Source organism: Pseudohaliea sp., from assembly GCF_054552115.1.
Window position 1 is genome coordinate 139359 of sequence record NZ_JBTOLW010000003.1, and the last position, 14900, is coordinate 154258.

Below are 14900 nucleotides of genomic sequence, written 5' to 3' on the forward strand. Positions count from 1 at the left end.
GGAATGAGACCTTGGCACGAATACTCACCGTGGATGACTCGAATTCGCTCCGCCGCATGGTGGCCTTCACCCTGAAGCAGGCGGGACACGACGTCGTGGAGGCGGTCGATGGCAGCGATGGCCTGGAAAAGGTCCGGGAACATCAGGTCGACCTCGCCCTGGTGGACGTCAACATGCCGTCCATGGGCGGGATCGAGATGGTCCGGGAAATGCGCACGCTGCCCCAGTACGCGCGAACGCCCATTCTCATGCTCACCACCGAATCGAGCGACGAGAAAAAGCAGGAGGGACGGCAGGCCGGCGCCACGGGCTGGATCGTCAAGCCCTTCAGCCCGGAGCAGCTACTGGCGATCGTGGAGAAGGTGCTCGGCAGAACGGGCACGGGATGAGGCGGCGACCATGAACCCAGCGGAGGCCCTCCACGTCGGCGGTAACGGTGACGACATGAACCAGTATCTCACCTTCATCCTGGATGGTGAGGAGTACGGTATCGATATCCTCCGGGTCCAGGAGATCCGCGGCTGGACGAAGACCCGGCCGATACCCAATGCCCCCGCCTGGCTCAAGGGGATCATCGACCTGCGCGGCAGCATCGTACCCATCATCGACCTGCGCGAGCGCTTTTCCCTGGAGCCGCTGGCCTACGGACCGACGACCGTGGTCATCGTGGTGCGCTACAGCGGAGGGGACAACCGCAAGCAGCGGGACCTGGGCCTGATCGTGGACGCCGTCTCCGAGGTCTACAGCGTCGACCCGGAAGCCGTGAAGGGCGCCCCGGAAGTCTCCGGCTCGATCGATGATCAGCTGATCAAGGGCATCGCGAAGGTGAACGAGAAACTGATCTTCCTGCTCGACATGGACCGCCTGCGCGAGGGGGTCTTCAAGGCAGGTGCGGCGAGCCCGGATGCGCTCGCCGGGGAGGCATGACCATGACCACGGAAGCCACGCTGAAGACCGACGAGACAGCCGCCGCCGCGGACCTCGAGCTGCTGGAAGAGAGCTTTGCGCTCCTCGAGCCCCAGGCGGAGCGGCTCGTGGGGCGCTTCTACGAGAAGCTGTTCGAGGACTACCCGGCGGTCGAGCCGCTGTTCGCCGATACGAACATGGCCAAGCAGCGGGCCATGCTCCTGGCGGCCCTGCAACTGGTCGTCAACAACCTGCGCAAGCCCGAAAAACTCAGGGAAGCGCTGCTTGACCTGGGCGCCCGGCACCAGCTCTACGGCGCCGAGCCGGCGCACTACGAAGCGGTGGCGGCCACCCTGCTCGACGCCATGGCGGAAGCAGCGGGCGGGGCGTGGAATACGTATTACGAGGATGCCTGGCGCAACGCCCTGACCATGGTCGGCGAGGTGATGCTGAGCGCCTACACACTACCGGAGGAACAACCCATGACGGCGAGGAGCAACGTGATGGACGCAGCGATCAGCAAGGACAAGCAGGGCCAGCACGGGAGCGACGGCGGCATGGACGGCGACGTCATGCTCGCGGCGATCGACAATGCCATGACGCCGATCATGATGGTCGACCGCGACATGATCATCACCTACGTCAACAAGGCCACCGTGGCGCTCATGCAGGACAACGAGGCGGTCATGCGCCAGGAGTTCGCGGGCTTCGATTCCCGCAGGCTGGTGGGCAGCTGCATCGACCAGTTCCACGCCAACCCGGCCCACCAGCGCCGGATCCTCGACGATCCCGCCAACCTGCCCTGGAAGACAGACATCAAGGTGGGCCCGCTGCGCTTCAACCTGAACGTCACGGCGCAGATCGACGCCGACGGCAATTATGTCGGCAACACGCTGGAGTGGTCCGACGTCACGGAAACGCGCCAGCGGGAACAGGAAGTGGCGCGCCTGACCTCGGCAATCGAGGGCGCCACCTCCAACCTCATGCTCTGTGACGATGACCTGAACATCGTCTACGCCAACCCCGCGGTCATGGCCATGTTCCGCAACCGCGCGAGCGAAATGCGGCAGCGCTTCCCGGGCTTCGACCCGGACAACCTGGTCGGGCAGAACATCGACCAGTTCCACAAGGATCCGGCGCACCAGCGGGCCCTGCTCAAGGACCCGAATCGCCTTCCTGCAAGGGCAGAAATGGAGATCGTGGGGGTCGAACTCGAAGTCAACGCCACCATGATCAAGGGCCCGAACGGCGAGTACATGGGCAACATGGTCGAGTGGAAGGACATCACGGAGATGAAGGACGCCGAGCGCCAGATCCGCGGCCTCGTCGCCGGCGCCACCGAGGGCGAGTTCTCCGCGCGCATCGACACGAGCCACTACGAAGGGTTCTTCGAGCAGCTCGGCGAGCTGCTCAACAGCCTCATGACAATCTCCGAGCAGGGCCTGACCGACGTCGGCCAGGTGATCCAGGCGCTCGCCGAGGGCGACCTGACGCAGACCATCGAGCAGGACTACAAGGGCCTCTTCGGCCAGCTGAAGGACGACACCAACAGCACGGTGGAGAACCTGCGCAACATGATCGGCCAGATCCGCGACGGGGCCCAGAGCATCGGCTCCTCGGCCTCGGAGATCTCCCAGGGCAACGCCGACCTGTCCCAGCGCACGGAGGAACAGGCCTCCTCCCTGGAGGAGACCGCGTCCAGCATGGAGCAGATGACCTCGGCGGTGAAATCCAGCGCCGACAATGCCCGCCAGGCCAACCAGCTCTCCGCCAGCGCCCGCGAGGAAGCGGAAAAGGGCGGCGAGGTGGTCAGCCAGGCCGTGGCCGCCATGGCGGAGATCAACGAGTCCTCGAGCAAGATCTCGGAGATCATCGGCGTCATCGACGAGATCGCCTTCCAGACCAACCTCCTCGCGCTGAACGCGGCCGTCGAGGCGGCGCGCGCCGGCGAGCAGGGACGGGGCTTCGCGGTCGTCGCAGCAGAGGTGCGCAACCTCGCCCAGCGCAGCGCCCAGGCCGCGAAGGAGATCAAAACGCTGATCAAGGACAGCGTCAGCAAGGTCGAGGACGGCAGCAAGCTGGTCGACCAGTCCGGCGAGACCCTCAACGAGATCGTCACGGCGGTCAAAAAGGTCAGCGACATCATCGCGGAGATAGCCGCGGCGGCGCAGGAGCAGTCCTCGGGCATCGAGGAGGTCAACAAGGCGGTCACGCAGCTCGACGAGGTGACCCAGCAGAATGCCGCGCTGGTCGAGGAGGCCGCGGCCGCCTCCAAGTCCATGGATGACCAGTCGAAGAACCTCCAGGAACTCGTGTCCATCTTCAAGACCGGTGACGCCCCCGCCGAGCCCGGACCCACGCCCAAGAGCCGGGTGCAGCCGGCAGCGGCCAGCCAGCCGCGGCGCAGCCCGGCGCCCACCCGCGCCGCCAAGCCGCGTCCGGCACCGGCCGCCGACGCCGGCGAAGAATGGGAAGAGTTCTAGGCCAACGGGTCGCCGGCGCCCCGGGCCGCGCTTCGCGGGCGGGCGCCGGGGCGTAACCAGGCAGTAGCTTCGGGATAACGACAACATGGAAGCAGAGACCGCGCGGGCTCCTGCGGGCACGACGGCACCAGCGCCGAGCCGGGAATTCGAGCTCACGGACCGTGACTTCAGCTTCGTCAAGCAGTTCATCGCCAGGGAAGCCGGCATCGAGCTGAGCGACGCCAAGCGCAACCTGGTCTACAGCCGACTCGTGCGGCGGCTGCGGGCCCTGGGGCTGCCAAGCTTCAGCGCCTACTGCAGCTACCTCGAGACCGGTAACGAGGAGGAGCTCGAGCACTGCGTCAACGCGCTGACCACCAACCTGACGGCGTTTTTCCGGGAGCCGCACCATTTCGAGTTCCTCGAGCGGGAACTGCTGCCCCGCCTCCTGCGCGAGAAGCGGGAGAAGGAACTGCGCGTCTGGTCGGCGGGCTGCTCCACCGGCGAGGAGCCCTACTCCCTGGCCATGGTGCTCGCGGAGCGGGTCCCGGAGGACTGGAACATCAAGCTGCTGGCCACCGACCTGGACAGCTCGGTGGTGGCCACCGGCGCCGCCGGCGAGTACGCCCTCGACCGCATCACCGGGATCTCCGACGCGCGCCGCAAGCGCTGGTTCCTCCGCGGCAGGGGCCCCCGGGAAGGCCAGGTGCGGGTACGCCAGGAGCTGCGCGACATGATCACCTTCCGGCGGCTGAACCTGCTGGACCCGTGGCCTTTCCGCAACCGCTTCGACTTCATTTTCTGCCGCAACGTCGTGATCTACTTCAGCAAGGACACGCAGCGCGCCCTGTTCGAGCGCTACGCGGACCAGCTCCAGACCGACGGCCACCTGTTCATCGGCCACTCGGAGACTCTCTACCGGGTCAGCGACCGCTTCAAGCTGCTGGGCAGCACCATTTACCAGCGGACCGGTTAGGACGGAGCGGAAGCGTGGGAGTCCTGTCCATGCAGAAAGCAGCCATTCCGGAGTGCCCCCCCGCCCTGCCGGGCTTTGGGCACATCAAGCGCTACTGGGATCCGTCCCGCAAGCTCTACGTGGCCAAGCTTCTCCCGGGCGAGTACTACATCACCCTGCGCGGAGAGATGATCACCACGGTGCTGGGCTCCTGCATCTCCGCCTGCATCCGCGATCGCAAGCTCGGCATCGGCGGCATGAACCACTTCATGCTGCCCGACAGCGCGCAGCTGGACGACTGGGGCGGAAGCTCCAGTTCCGCGCGCTACGGCAGCTACGCGATGGAGCAGCTGATCAACGAAGTGCTGAAGGCGGGAGGGCGCCGGGAAAACCTCGAGGTAAAGGCCTTCGGGGGCGGCGCCATCGTCTCCAAGCTGTCCAGCGTCGGCCGGAAAAACATTGCTTTTCTGCGGGAATTTCTGCAAATTGAGGGCCTGCAGCTGGTCTCGGAGGACCTGGGAAGTCCCTATCCGCGCAAGGTCAACTTCTTCCCCGACAGCGGCCGCGCACAGGTCAAGAAGCTGCGCTCGATGCACAACGATACAATCGTCGAGCGCGAGAACCAGTACCTGGAGGAACTGGTCGAAGCTCCCGTGCAGGGCGACGTGGAACTCTTCTAACAAACGGGGTTGACCCAGGGAATGGCAGGAAAGATCCGTGTTCTGGTGGTGGACGATTCGGCGCTGATCCGACGCCTGCTCACCGACATGCTCAACAGCGCGCCGGACATCGAGGTGGTCGGCGCGGCCCCCGATCCGCTCGTCGCCCGCGACAAGATCAAGAGCCTGGAGCCGGACGTGCTGACCCTGGACGTCGAGATGCCGCGCATGGACGGGATCACCTTCCTGCGCAACCTGATGCGCCTGCGCCCGATGCCGGTGGTCATGGTCTCGACGCTGACCGAACAGGGCGCCGAAGTCACCCTCGAGGCGCTCGAACTCGGCGCCGTGGATTTCGTCGCCAAGCCCAAGCTGGACGTTGCCCGCACGCTGACCGATTACGTCGACGAACTCACGGCGAAGGTGCGCGCCGCGGCCTCGGCCCGCGTCAAGCGCCTCGCCAGGCTGGAGGAGCCGCAGCCGCTGCATTCCTCCGACGCCGTGATCCCGAAACGCCCGGCGCGGCACTTCCGCACCACCGACCGGATCATCGCCATCGGCGCCTCCACCGGCGGCACGGAGGCCATCAAGAGCGTGCTCATGGGCATGTCGCCCACGTCGCCAGGCATCGTCATTGCCCAGCATATCCCCCCCGGTTTCAGCGCCGCCTTCGCCGACCGCATGGACCGGATGACACCGCTGTCGGTCAAGGAAGCCGAGGACGGCGACCAGGTGCTGCCCGGGCACGCCTTCGTCGCTCCCGGGGACCGGCACCTGCTGCTGGTCCGCGACGGGGCGCGCTACGTGTGCAGGCTGAGCGACGGCGAACCGGTCAACCGGCACCGGCCCAGCGTCGATGTGCTCTTCCGCTCGGTGCTGCAATCCGCCGGCAACAATGCCGTCGCCGCCCTGCTCACCGGCATGGGGGCCGACGGCGCCGCGGGGCTGCTCGAGCTGCACGAGGCCGGCCTGCACACCATCGCCCAGGACGAGGAGACGAGCGTGGTCTGGGGCATGCCCGGCGAGGCGGTCAAGCGCGGGGGTGCCGACGAGGTCCTGCCCCTCGAGGCCATCGCTGAACACCTGCTGGCTGCGGCCGGGCGCGAGCCCACGGCCAGGCAGTCCGGGTAGGCCGCCCCATGTCGCCCTCACGCCGCGCGGGAACCAGCGGCCCCGGCAACACCCCGGAGCACGAGGCCGGGGCGGACGGCGCGCCGGCGGTCGAGGCCTGCAAGGAACTCGGCACCATGCTCGGCAGCGAACTCGGGCAGGTGGACGAGGAGATCGAGCGCGTCGCCGAGATCATCGCCGAAGCGGTCGGGGCGCTGTCCTCCGGCTTCGACGAGCTCTACCGGCTGGCCGGACAGCAGCCCGCGGAGCCCGGGCGGCAGGAGGAACTCGAGCAGGCCGTGTCCGACGCGGTGCGGGCGCTGCAGTTCGAGGATATCGCGAGCCAGGCACTCGCCGAGGCACGGCGCAGCGTCGCCTACCTGCGCGACGTGGCGGAAGAGGTGAAAACGGTCCGCGATACCGGCGACCTCGCCAACCGCATCAGCAGGCAGCACGAGGCCTGGTCGAAGCTGCGACGCAAGGCCGTGTTACAAAAGAATCTCGACGAGGGGTCCGTGGACCTTTTCTGAGCCGCCGCCCCGCTCAGGCCCAGTCGTCAATCAGGTGCTCGTCATCCCCCGGCCGCTCTTTCCCGGGGGAATCCGGGTAGCCCGCCCGGTCGCCGGTACCAATGCCGCCGGGCGGCTGTTGCTCTTCCTGGTCTTCCTTGCCTTCCTTGCCTTCCTTGTCCCCATGATCTTCCTGACCGCGATCTTCCGGCCGCTCCCGGGGCGGGCGCCCCTGGCCGGGCACACGGTGACGCAGGGGAGGCCGCGGCGGCACCAGGGGCGTCAGCGGATCAAGCGGCTGCGCCATGCTGGCCGGAAGCCTCGTTGATGCCTGCCATCGTGGACGCGTCCACGAGGATCATCATGCCCGTCTCCTTCTCGATCACCCCCTCGACCTGGAAGGAGGCATCGCCCTGCAGGTTCTCCACCAGGCTGTCGTCGAGCACTTCGACCTCGAGCACCTCATCCACGACCAGGCCCACATGTTCGTCGTTGACATCGAGGATCACGATCCAGTCGATGCCCCCGTCAGCCTCCCGGGGCGGCAGCCCGAGGCGACGCCTGGCGTCGACGACGGTCACGATATTGCCGCGTACGTTGATCACGCCGAGCACGAAGGGCGCAGCGCCGGAAACGGGTGTGATGTCCCCGGCGCAAAGGATCTCCTGCACCTGCAGCACGTTGATGCCGTAATCCTGCCGGTCGACGACGAAGCGCAGCCACTCGTTCCGGTTGGCGCTGACGCGGGCATTGAGGTCATCCAGCGCGTCGTCACGCACGCTGCCCGCACTGGCCTGCGCCAGCTGTTCACTGTTCATCAGCCCGTCTCCCTCGCTCCCTCGAGCGATATGGTCCTGTCAAGTTTCCTTCCCGTGCCCGGCGTCGGCTGCAGGGCAGCCTCCACCAGGGCCGGAATACTGTCGGCATCGAGCAGCACGCAGCGCCGCTCCGCCAGGGTCCCGGCCAGCCAGGGGCGTCGGCCCCGGGGCCCCCGCCAGCACACCGGGCCGTGGTCGATCAGTTCCTCGCGGCCCGGCGCCGGCAGTGCCAGCCCCAGGCTGCCGTCATCCAGCAGCAGCAGCCGTTCGAAGCGGCCTTCGAGGGGCCTTGCCCGCGGCGCCAGGTCGTCCGGCAGCACGAGCAGGGCAAGGTCGATCACGGTGGGTCCCCCGTCACCGGCCGCGCTGCGGCGCAGCCACGGCGCTCCGTCCGGGGGAAGCAGCGGGGGCACATCAGCGCTTTCCCCCTTGACCCGGTCAGCGGGGACGGCAACCGCGAGCCCGCCCAGCCCGAACATGAAATAGCGGCCCGCTTCCTCACCGGGTCCGCCGCCCCCGTCCTCCCACAGCAGGTCCTCGAGGTAGAGGTCGAGGGCCTGCTCGGAAGCGGTCAGTTCCCGTGCGCCTTCGCTCATGCCACGACACGCTCCCCGCTCTCGAGCTCGTCGAGCGCCAGCAGATCGTCGAGCAGGCCGCGAAAGGCCGCGGCTCCCCGGCTGTCCGGGGCAATGCGCGGCAGCGGCACGCCGCGCTCGCTCGCCTCGCGAAAACGGGTATCCACCGGCACCACGCCGTCCCAGAGCGTGTGCCCGCCGTAGCGCTGGCGCAGTGTTTCCAGCGCGTGGTTCGCGGCGCGGGTCCGGCGATCGAACAGGGTCGGCACCACCAGGTGTTCCAGGCGCCGCGGGCGCGAGCGGTTCACCATCTCCAGCGTCCGGATCATGCGCTCCAGCCCCTTGAGGGCCAGGTGTTCGGTCTGGGTCGGCACCACCACCCGGTGCGCGGCGGCGAGGGCATTGATCATGAGAATACCGAGCGACGGCGGGCAGTCGAGCAGCACGTTGTCAAACTGTCCCTCGAGCGCCTCCAGCGCCCGCCGCAGGATGAGCCCCTGCCCCTGGCGGCTGCCCAGCTGCCGATCGAGCGTGGCCAGTGCCGGTACCGCGGCCAGCAGCGAGAGCGGCGGCTCGCCATCGGCTTCGAGCAGCAGTTCGTTCGCGGGGGTATCCCGGTCGTTGAAGAGCTCGTAGACGCTGCGTTCCGCGGCGGCGGCGTCCACGCCGAAATAGCTGGTGAGCGACGCCTGCGGGTCGAGGTCGACCAGCAGGACCCGGCGGCCGCGCCCCTGGAGCCAGCCGGCAAGGGTTACCGCGGTGGTGGTCTTCCCCACCCCGCCTTTCTGGTTCGCAATGGTCCAGATTCTCATGGGTCAGCCTCCGCAGCCCGTGCCGGGTCGATCGACCGCCCGGGCTCGTCCCGTTCAGGCCGCCTGCTTGCCGGCTCGTGTCATCAGTCCATTGACGTCGAAAATCAGGGCGATGTTGCCGTCGCCGGTGATCGTCGCACCGGCAAAGCCGGGCACCTCGTGGAGCATCGAGCCAAGGGGCTTGATCACCACCTCCTCCTGGCCGAGCACGTCGTCGGTGACGAAACCGACCATGCCGCTGCCCACCTGCAGCACGACCACGTAGGGGCTGGCGGCCTCCGTGTCGTCCTCGCTGCTCGCCAGGCAGCTGCGCAGGAACACCAGCGGCAGCGGCTTGCCGCGCACCATCATGACCGGCCGCCCGGCGACCTGGTGCACGCTGTTCGCGTCGAGGGAGAACACCTCCAGCACCTGCGACAGCGGGAAGGCATAGGTACGCTGCTGCAGGCGCACCATCAGGGTGGGCATGATGGCGAGGGTCAGCGGCACCCGGACACGCACCGAGGTGCCCTTGCCCAGCTCCGACTGGATCTCGACATTGCCGTTCAGCTCGGCGATGCGGGTCTTGACCACGTCCATGCCGACCCCGCGCCCGGACAGGTCCGATACCTGTTCCTTGGTCGAGAAGCCGGGCAGGAACACCAGGTCGAAGCACTCCGGGTCACTGAGCTTGGCCGCCGCCTCGGCGGAGAACAGCCCCTTGCGCACAGCCTTGGCGCGCAGCACCTCCGGATCCATGCCGGCGCCGTCGTCACGGATGATGATGACAATGTTGTTGCCTTCCTGCTCGGCGGAGAGCTCCACCTGCCCCTTGCGGGGTTTCCCGTTCGCCTCGCGCACGGCGGGATCCTCGATGCCGTGGTCCATGGCGTTGCGCACGAGGTGCACCAGCGGGTCCGACAGCGCCTGGACGAGGTTCTTGTCGAGGTCCGTGTCCTCGCCGCGCATGGTCAGCTCGATCTCCTTGCGCAGGTTGCGGGCGACATCCCGGGCGAGCCGGGGGAAGCGGGAGAACACCTTGCCGATCGGCTGCATGCGCGTCTGCATGACACCGTTCTGCAGGTCCGCCGTGACCAGGTCGAGGTTGGCAACGGTCTTCTTCAGCTCCTCGTTCTCCAGGTCCGCGCCGAGGTTGGTCAGGCGGTTGCGCACCAGGACCAGCTCGCCGACCAGGTTCATGACCGTATCGAGGCGGGAGACACTGACCCGGATCGTCGACTCGGGCGGGGCGGCAGGCGCGTTGTCCCGCGGGGCCGCAGCACCCGGGCTGCCCGCGGCACTGGCGGCAGCCGGCACCGCTCCCGGGGCCGGCGGCTCGGCCTCGGCCGGCGGCGGGGCCTCGGCCGGCGGCGGGGCTTCGGCCGCAGCCTCCTGCGCAGTCGCCGCGCCCTGGCCGCCGCCCTGCTCCAGCTGATCCAGCAGGGCCTCGAACTCCTCCTCGGTGATCTCGTCGCCGCCGGCCGCCGCCGGCGCTTCAGCAGCCGCCGGTGCCGCCTCCCCGGGTTCGTCCTCGAACAGACCCGCGCGCACCCCGTCGAGCATCGCGTCGAACTCGCGGTCCGCGGCATCCTCTGCCGGCTCCGCCCCGGCCGGCTCCGCCCCGGGCGGCTCCGCCTCGCCTGCGTCCTCCGCAGCGGCCCCGGGCGCACTCGCGGGCGCCCCGTTGGCAGCGGCGACATAGTGCTGGAGCTTCCTGACCAGCTCCGGGGGGGGCGGCGAGGGCGTTTCACCCTCGGACACCTGGCCCAGCATCTCCACCACGAGGTCCGCCACCTGCAGGACGCTGTCCATGATGTCGTTGTCCAGGGCGAGCTTGCCGTTGCGCAGCGAGTCGAAGACCTCTTCCGCGCCGTGGCAGATGAGCACCAGCGGCTCGACATTGAGAAAGCCGGCCCCGCCCTTGATCGTGTGGAAGCCGCGGAAGATGCTGTTCAGGAGCTCCCGGTCCTCCGGCTGCTGCTCGAGTTGCACCAGTTCCGATCCCAGGTGCTCGATGATCTCATTGGCCTCGACCAGGAAGTCTTCGCGAATACTGTCGTCCAGTTCAAAGCTCATGGCCGCCTCCGTCAGAACCCCAGGCTCGAGAGCAGTTCGTCAGCCTCGTCCTGGCTGGTGATCCGCTGCTCCCCTTCCGGCACGCTGGCGGCCTCCCCCGCCCGCTTGCGGTCGGTGAGCAGGCCGCTCTTGCCGGCCACGCGAATCATGTTGATCAGCGTTTCCTCCACCTCTGTCACCAGGCGGATGACCTTGCGGATCTCCTGCCCGGCGAGGTCCTGGAAATTCTGGGAGATGATGACTTCCGAGAGGCCGCTGCGGATCTCACCGGCCTGTTCGGTCACTTCCCGGGCGAAGGACGCGGCCTCGCGCTTCAGCGCCTCCCCGTCCGGGGCCTTTTCCGCGGCCGCGGCGAGTGCTTCAGCGCCCGAGGCAAGCGCCTCGGCGCGGGGCAGCATCGCCTCGACCAGGTCCATGGTCTTGTGCGCCGACTGCTCGGTGACGGTGATGACCTGGTCCAGGCGCTGGCGGGCGTCGGGGAACTCGTCGCTGGCAAAATCCGCCAGGCGCGAGTCGAGCTGGAAGCTGGTGAGCGCCTCGTGCAGCTGGCGGGTCAGCCTGCCGACATCCTGGAAGAGCGCCTGCTCCCGCATCGCCGTGAGATCATCGAGCAGCGCGGAGAACAACTGTTCATCATCCTTGCGCGCCGCCTCGAGGAGCGCTTCCAGGGCGCCGATGTAGTCTGCCGGCGCCTGGCGCTCCGCCGCGTCTCCCGTTACGTCCATGCCGCCCTGTCCGCTCATTGCGCCTGCTCCATGCGTTCGAAGATACGGTCGATCTTCTCCTTCAGCGCCGCGGCGGTGAAGGGCTTGACCACGTAGCCGTTGACGCCGGCCTGCGCGGCCTCGATGATCTGCTCCCGCTTGGCTTCCGCGGTCACCATCAGCACGGGGAGGTGCTTGAGCTTGTCGTCGGCGCGAATGGCCTTCAGAAGATCGATGCCGGCCATGCCGGGCATGTTCCAGTCAGTGACGACGAAGTCGATGTGCGTCGCTTTCAGCACGTCGAGGGCGGAAGAGCCGTCATCGGCCTCCCGCATGTTGCTGAAGCCGAGCTCCCGGAGCTGGTTCTTCACGATCCGGCGCATGGTGGAGAAGTCGTCCACCACCAGGATCTGCATGTCCTTGTTCAAAACTCACCTCCGTGATTGCCTGCCGCGCCGGGGCGGGGCTTGTTCATAACGCCGAGCGCGCCCGCAGGCGCGCCAGGGCCTGCCCGTGCAACTGGCAGACCCGGGATTCGCTGACCCCGAGAACCTCTCCGATCTCGCGCAGGTTCAGCTCCTCCGTATAGTACAGGCTGACGATCAGCCGCTCGCGTTCGGGCAGCTCGTCGATGGTCCGGGCCAGGAGCTCCGTGACCGCCTCGAGCTCCAGCTGCTGTTCCGGCGACCCGGCCCGCTCGCTGGCGTCGCGCAGGTCGCTGTCCCCTCCCGCCAGTTCTTCCATGCTGAACATCCTGCAGTGCGCCGCCTCGCGGGCGATCTCCTGGTACTCCTCGAGCGGCACCTGCATCTGGGCAGCCACCTCGGCGTCGCTTGCCCGGCCGCCGCTCTGCCCCTCGACCACGCGCATCGCCTCGATCATGTCGCGGACCCGCCGATGCACCGACCGCGGCACCCAGTCCATGCCCCGCAGTTCATCGAGCATGGCGCCGCGGATGCGGATCCCCGCGTAGGTCTCGAAGTTGGCGCCGCGGTCTCCCGCATACTTCTTCGCCGCCTCCATCAGGCCCATCATGCCCGCCTGCATCAGGTCGTCGACATCCACGCTGGGCGGCAGTCGCCCGCCCAGGTGATGGGCAATGCGCCGGACCAGGTGCGCATACTTCTCGATCAGCGCGTCCGGCGACAGGTCGCGGACCACCGCGTATTCCGCCGCCAGGGACACATCCCTGGAGTTGCTGCTCGTCATCTTGCCACGCCAAGCGCCTGCTCAAGGAAAAATTCCACCTGCCCCTGCGCACCGCCAGGCCCATCCCATGTATCGGCCATCTGCGCGAGTTTCTTGAATGCGTCCGTCGCCCGGCAGGCGGGAAAGGCCGTGACAACCGGCTCCTGGCGCTGCAGCGCCCGGCGCAGGAAGTCGTCATGGGGCACGAAACCGGCGTAGCGCGCGGTGACATCGAGGTAGCGATCGGTTACCCGCGCGATCTTCTGGTAGAGTTCGCGGCCCTCGAGCTGGCTCCGAACCATATTGGACAGGACCTGGACGTCGCGGATGCCGTGGTCCCGCGACAGCACCTTGACCAGCGCGTAACCGTCGGTGATCGAGGCAGGCTCGTTGCAGACCACCAGCAGGACCTGGTGCGCGGCGGCGGCAAACATCGAGACCGAGCTGCTGATACCGGCGGCGGTATCGACGATGAGCACGTCGATGTCATCGGCCATCTCGGAGAAGGCGTGGATGATGCCGCTGGACTCTAGCCGGGAGAGTTCCGCCATACGCTGGATCCCCGAGGAGGCAGGCACGATCCTCACGCCGGCCGGCCCTTCGAGGACGATATCCCGGAGTTCGCATTCGCCCTGCAGCACGTGGGAGAGGTTGTTCCGCGGGTTGAGCCCGAGCAGGACGTCGACGTTGGCCAGGCCCAGGTCCGCGTCGAGAATCCAGGCCTTTCGCCCCCGAAGTGCCAGGGCGACGGCCAGGTTGACGGAGACGTTGGTCTTGCCGACACCGCCCTTGCCGCTGGTCACCGCGATCACCAGGCCCGGGCGCTTCGCCACCGCAGCCGCGCCGTTCGCGGGGCTGGCGCCCGCCGGCTTATCCAAGGGCATAGTGCAGTTCCCCGACATGCTGGGCGAGTGACTCCCGGTCCATGCGCCGCGGCGGCGAGGCACGCAGCTGCGCGACGGCGCGCTTGAGCAACTGCCGCCCGCTCACGGACTGCAGGGGACGACGCAGGTCCGGGCTGTCCGACACCAGGGTCAGCGGCACATCATTCCGGGCGATCACGCTAAGCAACCCTCCGAGACTCGCCGTCTCGTCCAGTTTCGTGGCAATGATACCGCTCAGCGGCAGATTACTGTAGAGCATGAGCGCCTCTTCCAGGGTCTGCAGCTGGGCGTTGGCCGCGAGCACGAGCCAGCGGGTCATCGGCCGCCCGCCGGGGCGCAGGAGCCCCGAAACCCGGTGGGCATGCGGATCGTCCCGCAGTCCGCCGGCGGTGTCCACCAGGACGACGGGCACATGCGCGAGCCGCGCCAGCCGCTCGTGCACCTCGTCCGCATCGGCGGCGAGGTAGACGGGGATGTTCAGCTGCCGCCCGCAGGAGAACAGGCACTCCTGCGCGCCCGGACGCTTGCTGTCGGCACTGATCATGGCGACGCGCTCCGGGCCGTGCAGTTCCGCATAGCGCACCGCGAGCCGGGCGATCGCCGTGGTCTTGCCGACACCGGTGGGGCCCACCAGGGAGAGTACCCCTCCCTGCGCCAGCGGGTCCTTGTTATCCACCGGCAGCATGCGGCACAGGTCGGACAGCGCGTGCTGCCAGGCCCGCGCGGGGTCGCGTTCCTCGGCCGGCACGCGCGCCACCAGGTCCTGCGCCAGGGGGGACGAGAGACCGAGGTGGATCAGCCGGGCCAGGAGATCGGCGCGCACCGGGCTGCGCCGGGAGAAATCGTTGAAAGCGAGACTGGAGAGCTGGCACTCGAGCATCCGGCGCAGCGCCTTGATCTCCCGGCGCATCGCCGCCAGCGAATCGTCGTCACCGGGCGCCGGCGCGGTCTCCCCCGTTTGCGGCGACGGGCGGTAGGCGAAGCTTTCGCTCGCGGCTCCCGCTGCGGAGGACGCCGCGGCGGACCCGGCCGTCTCCGCGCCGGCCTTCAAGCCTTGCCCGGACGGCGATGGCGCCGCCTGTGCCTCGGGCGCCGGGTTGAACAGGGACGCATCGTAGTCCAGGGCCGCGACCACCTCGAGGCCCTCCGCCAGCTGCCGGGTCGAGAGGATCACCGCGTCCGGCCCCTGCTCTTCCCGCACCTGCTTCAGTGCCTGGCGCATGTCCTCCGCCAGGTAGCGCTTGATCTGCATTGCCTTACTCC

17 protein-coding genes are annotated in these 14900 nt (G+C 68.1%); 7 read left to right on the forward strand and 10 right to left on the reverse strand.

The features are described from left to right. Nucleotides 1-11 precede the first annotated feature (11 nt). The 7 genes from ACX93N_RS02980 to ACX93N_RS03010 all read left to right on the forward strand — a co-directional run bounded on the left by ACX93N_RS02980 (nucleotide 12) and on the right by ACX93N_RS03010 (nucleotide 6622). Entirely contained in the window at nucleotides 12-389 is a 378-nt protein-coding gene (locus ACX93N_RS02980) for a response regulator (protein WP_459426901.1), read from the forward strand. A 10-nt stretch (nucleotides 390-399) separates the two neighbouring features. Next, the gene (locus ACX93N_RS02985) at nucleotides 400-927 is read left to right on the forward strand and encodes a chemotaxis protein CheW (RefSeq protein WP_459426902.1); all 528 of its coding nucleotides are present in this window, start codon (nucleotides 400-402) and stop codon (nucleotides 925-927) included. Between the two features lie 2 nt (nucleotides 928-929). Then, nucleotides 930-3389 (forward strand): methyl-accepting chemotaxis protein, encoded by a 2460-nt coding sequence (locus ACX93N_RS02990; protein ID WP_459426903.1) that lies wholly within the window; start codon nucleotides 930-932, stop codon nucleotides 3387-3389. Between the two features lie 85 nt (nucleotides 3390-3474). Beyond that, nucleotides 3475-4344: a CheR family methyltransferase gene (locus ACX93N_RS02995; RefSeq protein ID WP_459426904.1), complete on the forward strand. Its 870-nt coding sequence runs from the start codon at nucleotides 3475-3477 to the stop codon at nucleotides 4342-4344. Nucleotides 4345-4373: 29 nt separating this feature from the next. Further along, entirely contained in the window at nucleotides 4374-5003 is a 630-nt protein-coding gene (gene cheD / locus ACX93N_RS03000) for a chemoreceptor glutamine deamidase CheD (RefSeq protein WP_459426905.1), read from the forward strand. Nucleotides 5004-5024: 21 nt separating this feature from the next. Then, nucleotides 5025-6113 carry a protein-glutamate methylesterase/protein-glutamine glutaminase gene (locus tag ACX93N_RS03005; RefSeq protein ID WP_459426906.1) on the forward strand — a complete coding sequence of 363 codons (1089 nt, stop codon included), beginning with the start codon at nucleotides 5025-5027 and terminating at the stop codon, nucleotides 6111-6113. An 8-nt stretch (nucleotides 6114-6121) separates the two neighbouring features. After that, nucleotides 6122-6622, forward strand: a complete 501-nt coding sequence (locus tag ACX93N_RS03010) for a hypothetical protein (protein WP_459426907.1) — start codon at nucleotides 6122-6124, stop codon at nucleotides 6620-6622. Nucleotides 6623-6635: 13 nt separating this feature from the next. On the opposite strand, the gene ACX93N_RS03015 is transcribed toward ACX93N_RS03010, so the two are convergent. From ACX93N_RS03015 to flhF, 10 genes are read right to left on the reverse strand one after another with little or no spacing between them, the layout of a single operon-like run. Next, nucleotides 6636-6908, reverse strand: coding sequence for a hypothetical protein (locus ACX93N_RS03015; RefSeq protein ID WP_459426908.1), 273 nt, complete (start codon nucleotides 6906-6908; stop codon nucleotides 6636-6638). Then, complete coding sequence (locus tag ACX93N_RS03020; protein WP_459426909.1) at nucleotides 6892-7419, reverse strand: chemotaxis protein CheW; 528 nt, start codon at nucleotides 7417-7419, stop codon at nucleotides 6892-6894. Before ACX93N_RS03020 ends, ACX93N_RS03015 begins: the two co-directional genes overlap by 17 nt. Further along, complete coding sequence (locus ACX93N_RS03025) at nucleotides 7419-8015, reverse strand: hypothetical protein (protein ID WP_459426910.1); 597 nt, start codon at nucleotides 8013-8015, stop codon at nucleotides 7419-7421. Before ACX93N_RS03025 ends, ACX93N_RS03020 begins: the two co-directional genes overlap by 1 nt. Then, nucleotides 8012-8806, reverse strand: coding sequence for a ParA family protein (locus tag ACX93N_RS03030; protein WP_459426911.1), 795 nt, complete (start codon nucleotides 8804-8806; stop codon nucleotides 8012-8014). The genes ACX93N_RS03025 and ACX93N_RS03030 overlap by 4 nt, the downstream gene beginning before the upstream one ends. 54 nt (nucleotides 8807-8860) lie before the next feature. Beyond that, nucleotides 8861-10861 (reverse strand): chemotaxis protein CheA, encoded by a 2001-nt coding sequence (locus tag ACX93N_RS03035; RefSeq protein ID WP_459426912.1) that lies wholly within the window; start codon nucleotides 10859-10861, stop codon nucleotides 8861-8863. An 11-nt stretch (nucleotides 10862-10872) separates the two neighbouring features. Further along, on the reverse strand, nucleotides 10873-11604 hold the full coding sequence (locus ACX93N_RS03040; RefSeq protein ID WP_459426913.1) for a protein phosphatase CheZ: 732 nt from the start codon (nucleotides 11602-11604) through the stop codon (nucleotides 10873-10875). Beyond that, nucleotides 11601-11993 (reverse strand): chemotaxis response regulator CheY, encoded by a 393-nt coding sequence (gene cheY, locus ACX93N_RS03045; RefSeq protein ID WP_459426914.1) that lies wholly within the window; start codon nucleotides 11991-11993, stop codon nucleotides 11601-11603. Before cheY ends, ACX93N_RS03040 begins: the two co-directional genes overlap by 4 nt. A 43-nt stretch (nucleotides 11994-12036) precedes the next feature. Continuing rightward, on the reverse strand, nucleotides 12037-12774 hold the full coding sequence (locus tag ACX93N_RS03050; RefSeq protein ID WP_459426915.1) for an RNA polymerase sigma factor FliA: 738 nt from the start codon (nucleotides 12772-12774) through the stop codon (nucleotides 12037-12039). Further along, nucleotides 12771-13637 carry a MinD/ParA family protein gene (locus ACX93N_RS03055; protein ID WP_459426916.1) on the reverse strand — a complete coding sequence of 289 codons (867 nt, stop codon included), beginning with the start codon at nucleotides 13635-13637 and terminating at the stop codon, nucleotides 12771-12773. Before ACX93N_RS03055 ends, ACX93N_RS03050 begins: the two co-directional genes overlap by 4 nt. Further along, nucleotides 13624-14889 (reverse strand): flagellar biosynthesis protein FlhF, encoded by a 1266-nt coding sequence (gene flhF / locus ACX93N_RS03060; RefSeq protein ID WP_459426917.1) that lies wholly within the window; start codon nucleotides 14887-14889, stop codon nucleotides 13624-13626. Before flhF ends, ACX93N_RS03055 begins: the two co-directional genes overlap by 14 nt. Nucleotides 14890-14900: the final 11 nt, after the last annotated feature.

Bases quoted from the DNA above. Each gene is read 5' to 3' on its own strand.
- ACX93N_RS02985 (WP_459426902.1), top strand. From the start codon at position 400: ATGAACCCAGCGGAGGCCCTCCACGTCGGCGGTAACGGTGACGACATG.
- ACX93N_RS02990 (WP_459426903.1), top strand. From the start codon at position 930: ATGACCACGGAAGCCACGCTGAAGACCGACGAGACAGCCGCCGCCGCG.
- ACX93N_RS02995 (WP_459426904.1), top strand. From the start codon at position 3,475: ATGGAAGCAGAGACCGCGCGGGCTCCTGCGGGCACGACGGCACCAGCG.
- cheD (WP_459426905.1), top strand. From the start codon at position 4,374: ATGCAGAAAGCAGCCATTCCGGAGTGCCCCCCCGCCCTGCCGGGCTTT.
- ACX93N_RS03005 (WP_459426906.1), top strand. From the start codon at position 5,025: ATGGCAGGAAAGATCCGTGTTCTGGTGGTGGACGATTCGGCGCTGATC.
- ACX93N_RS03010 (WP_459426907.1), top strand. From the start codon at position 6,122: ATGTCGCCCTCACGCCGCGCGGGAACCAGCGGCCCCGGCAACACCCCG.
- ACX93N_RS03015 (WP_459426908.1), bottom strand. From the start codon at position 6,908: ATGGCGCAGCCGCTTGATCCGCTGACGCCCCTGGTGCCGCCGCGGCCT.
- ACX93N_RS03020 (WP_459426909.1), bottom strand. From the start codon at position 7,419: ATGAACAGTGAACAGCTGGCGCAGGCCAGTGCGGGCAGCGTGCGTGAC.
- ACX93N_RS03025 (WP_459426910.1), bottom strand. From the start codon at position 8,015: ATGAGCGAAGGCGCACGGGAACTGACCGCTTCCGAGCAGGCCCTCGAC.
- ACX93N_RS03030 (WP_459426911.1), bottom strand. From the start codon at position 8,806: ATGAGAATCTGGACCATTGCGAACCAGAAAGGCGGGGTGGGGAAGACC.
- ACX93N_RS03035 (WP_459426912.1), bottom strand. From the start codon at position 10,861: ATGAGCTTTGAACTGGACGACAGTATTCGCGAAGACTTCCTGGTCGAG.
- ACX93N_RS03040 (WP_459426913.1), bottom strand. From the start codon at position 11,604: ATGAGCGGACAGGGCGGCATGGACGTAACGGGAGACGCGGCGGAGCGC.
- ACX93N_RS03050 (WP_459426915.1), bottom strand. From the start codon at position 12,774: ATGACGAGCAGCAACTCCAGGGATGTGTCCCTGGCGGCGGAATACGCG.
- ACX93N_RS03055 (WP_459426916.1), bottom strand. From the start codon at position 13,637: ATGCCCTTGGATAAGCCGGCGGGCGCCAGCCCCGCGAACGGCGCGGCT.
- flhF (WP_459426917.1), bottom strand. From the start codon at position 14,889: ATGCAGATCAAGCGCTACCTGGCGGAGGACATGCGCCAGGCACTGAAG.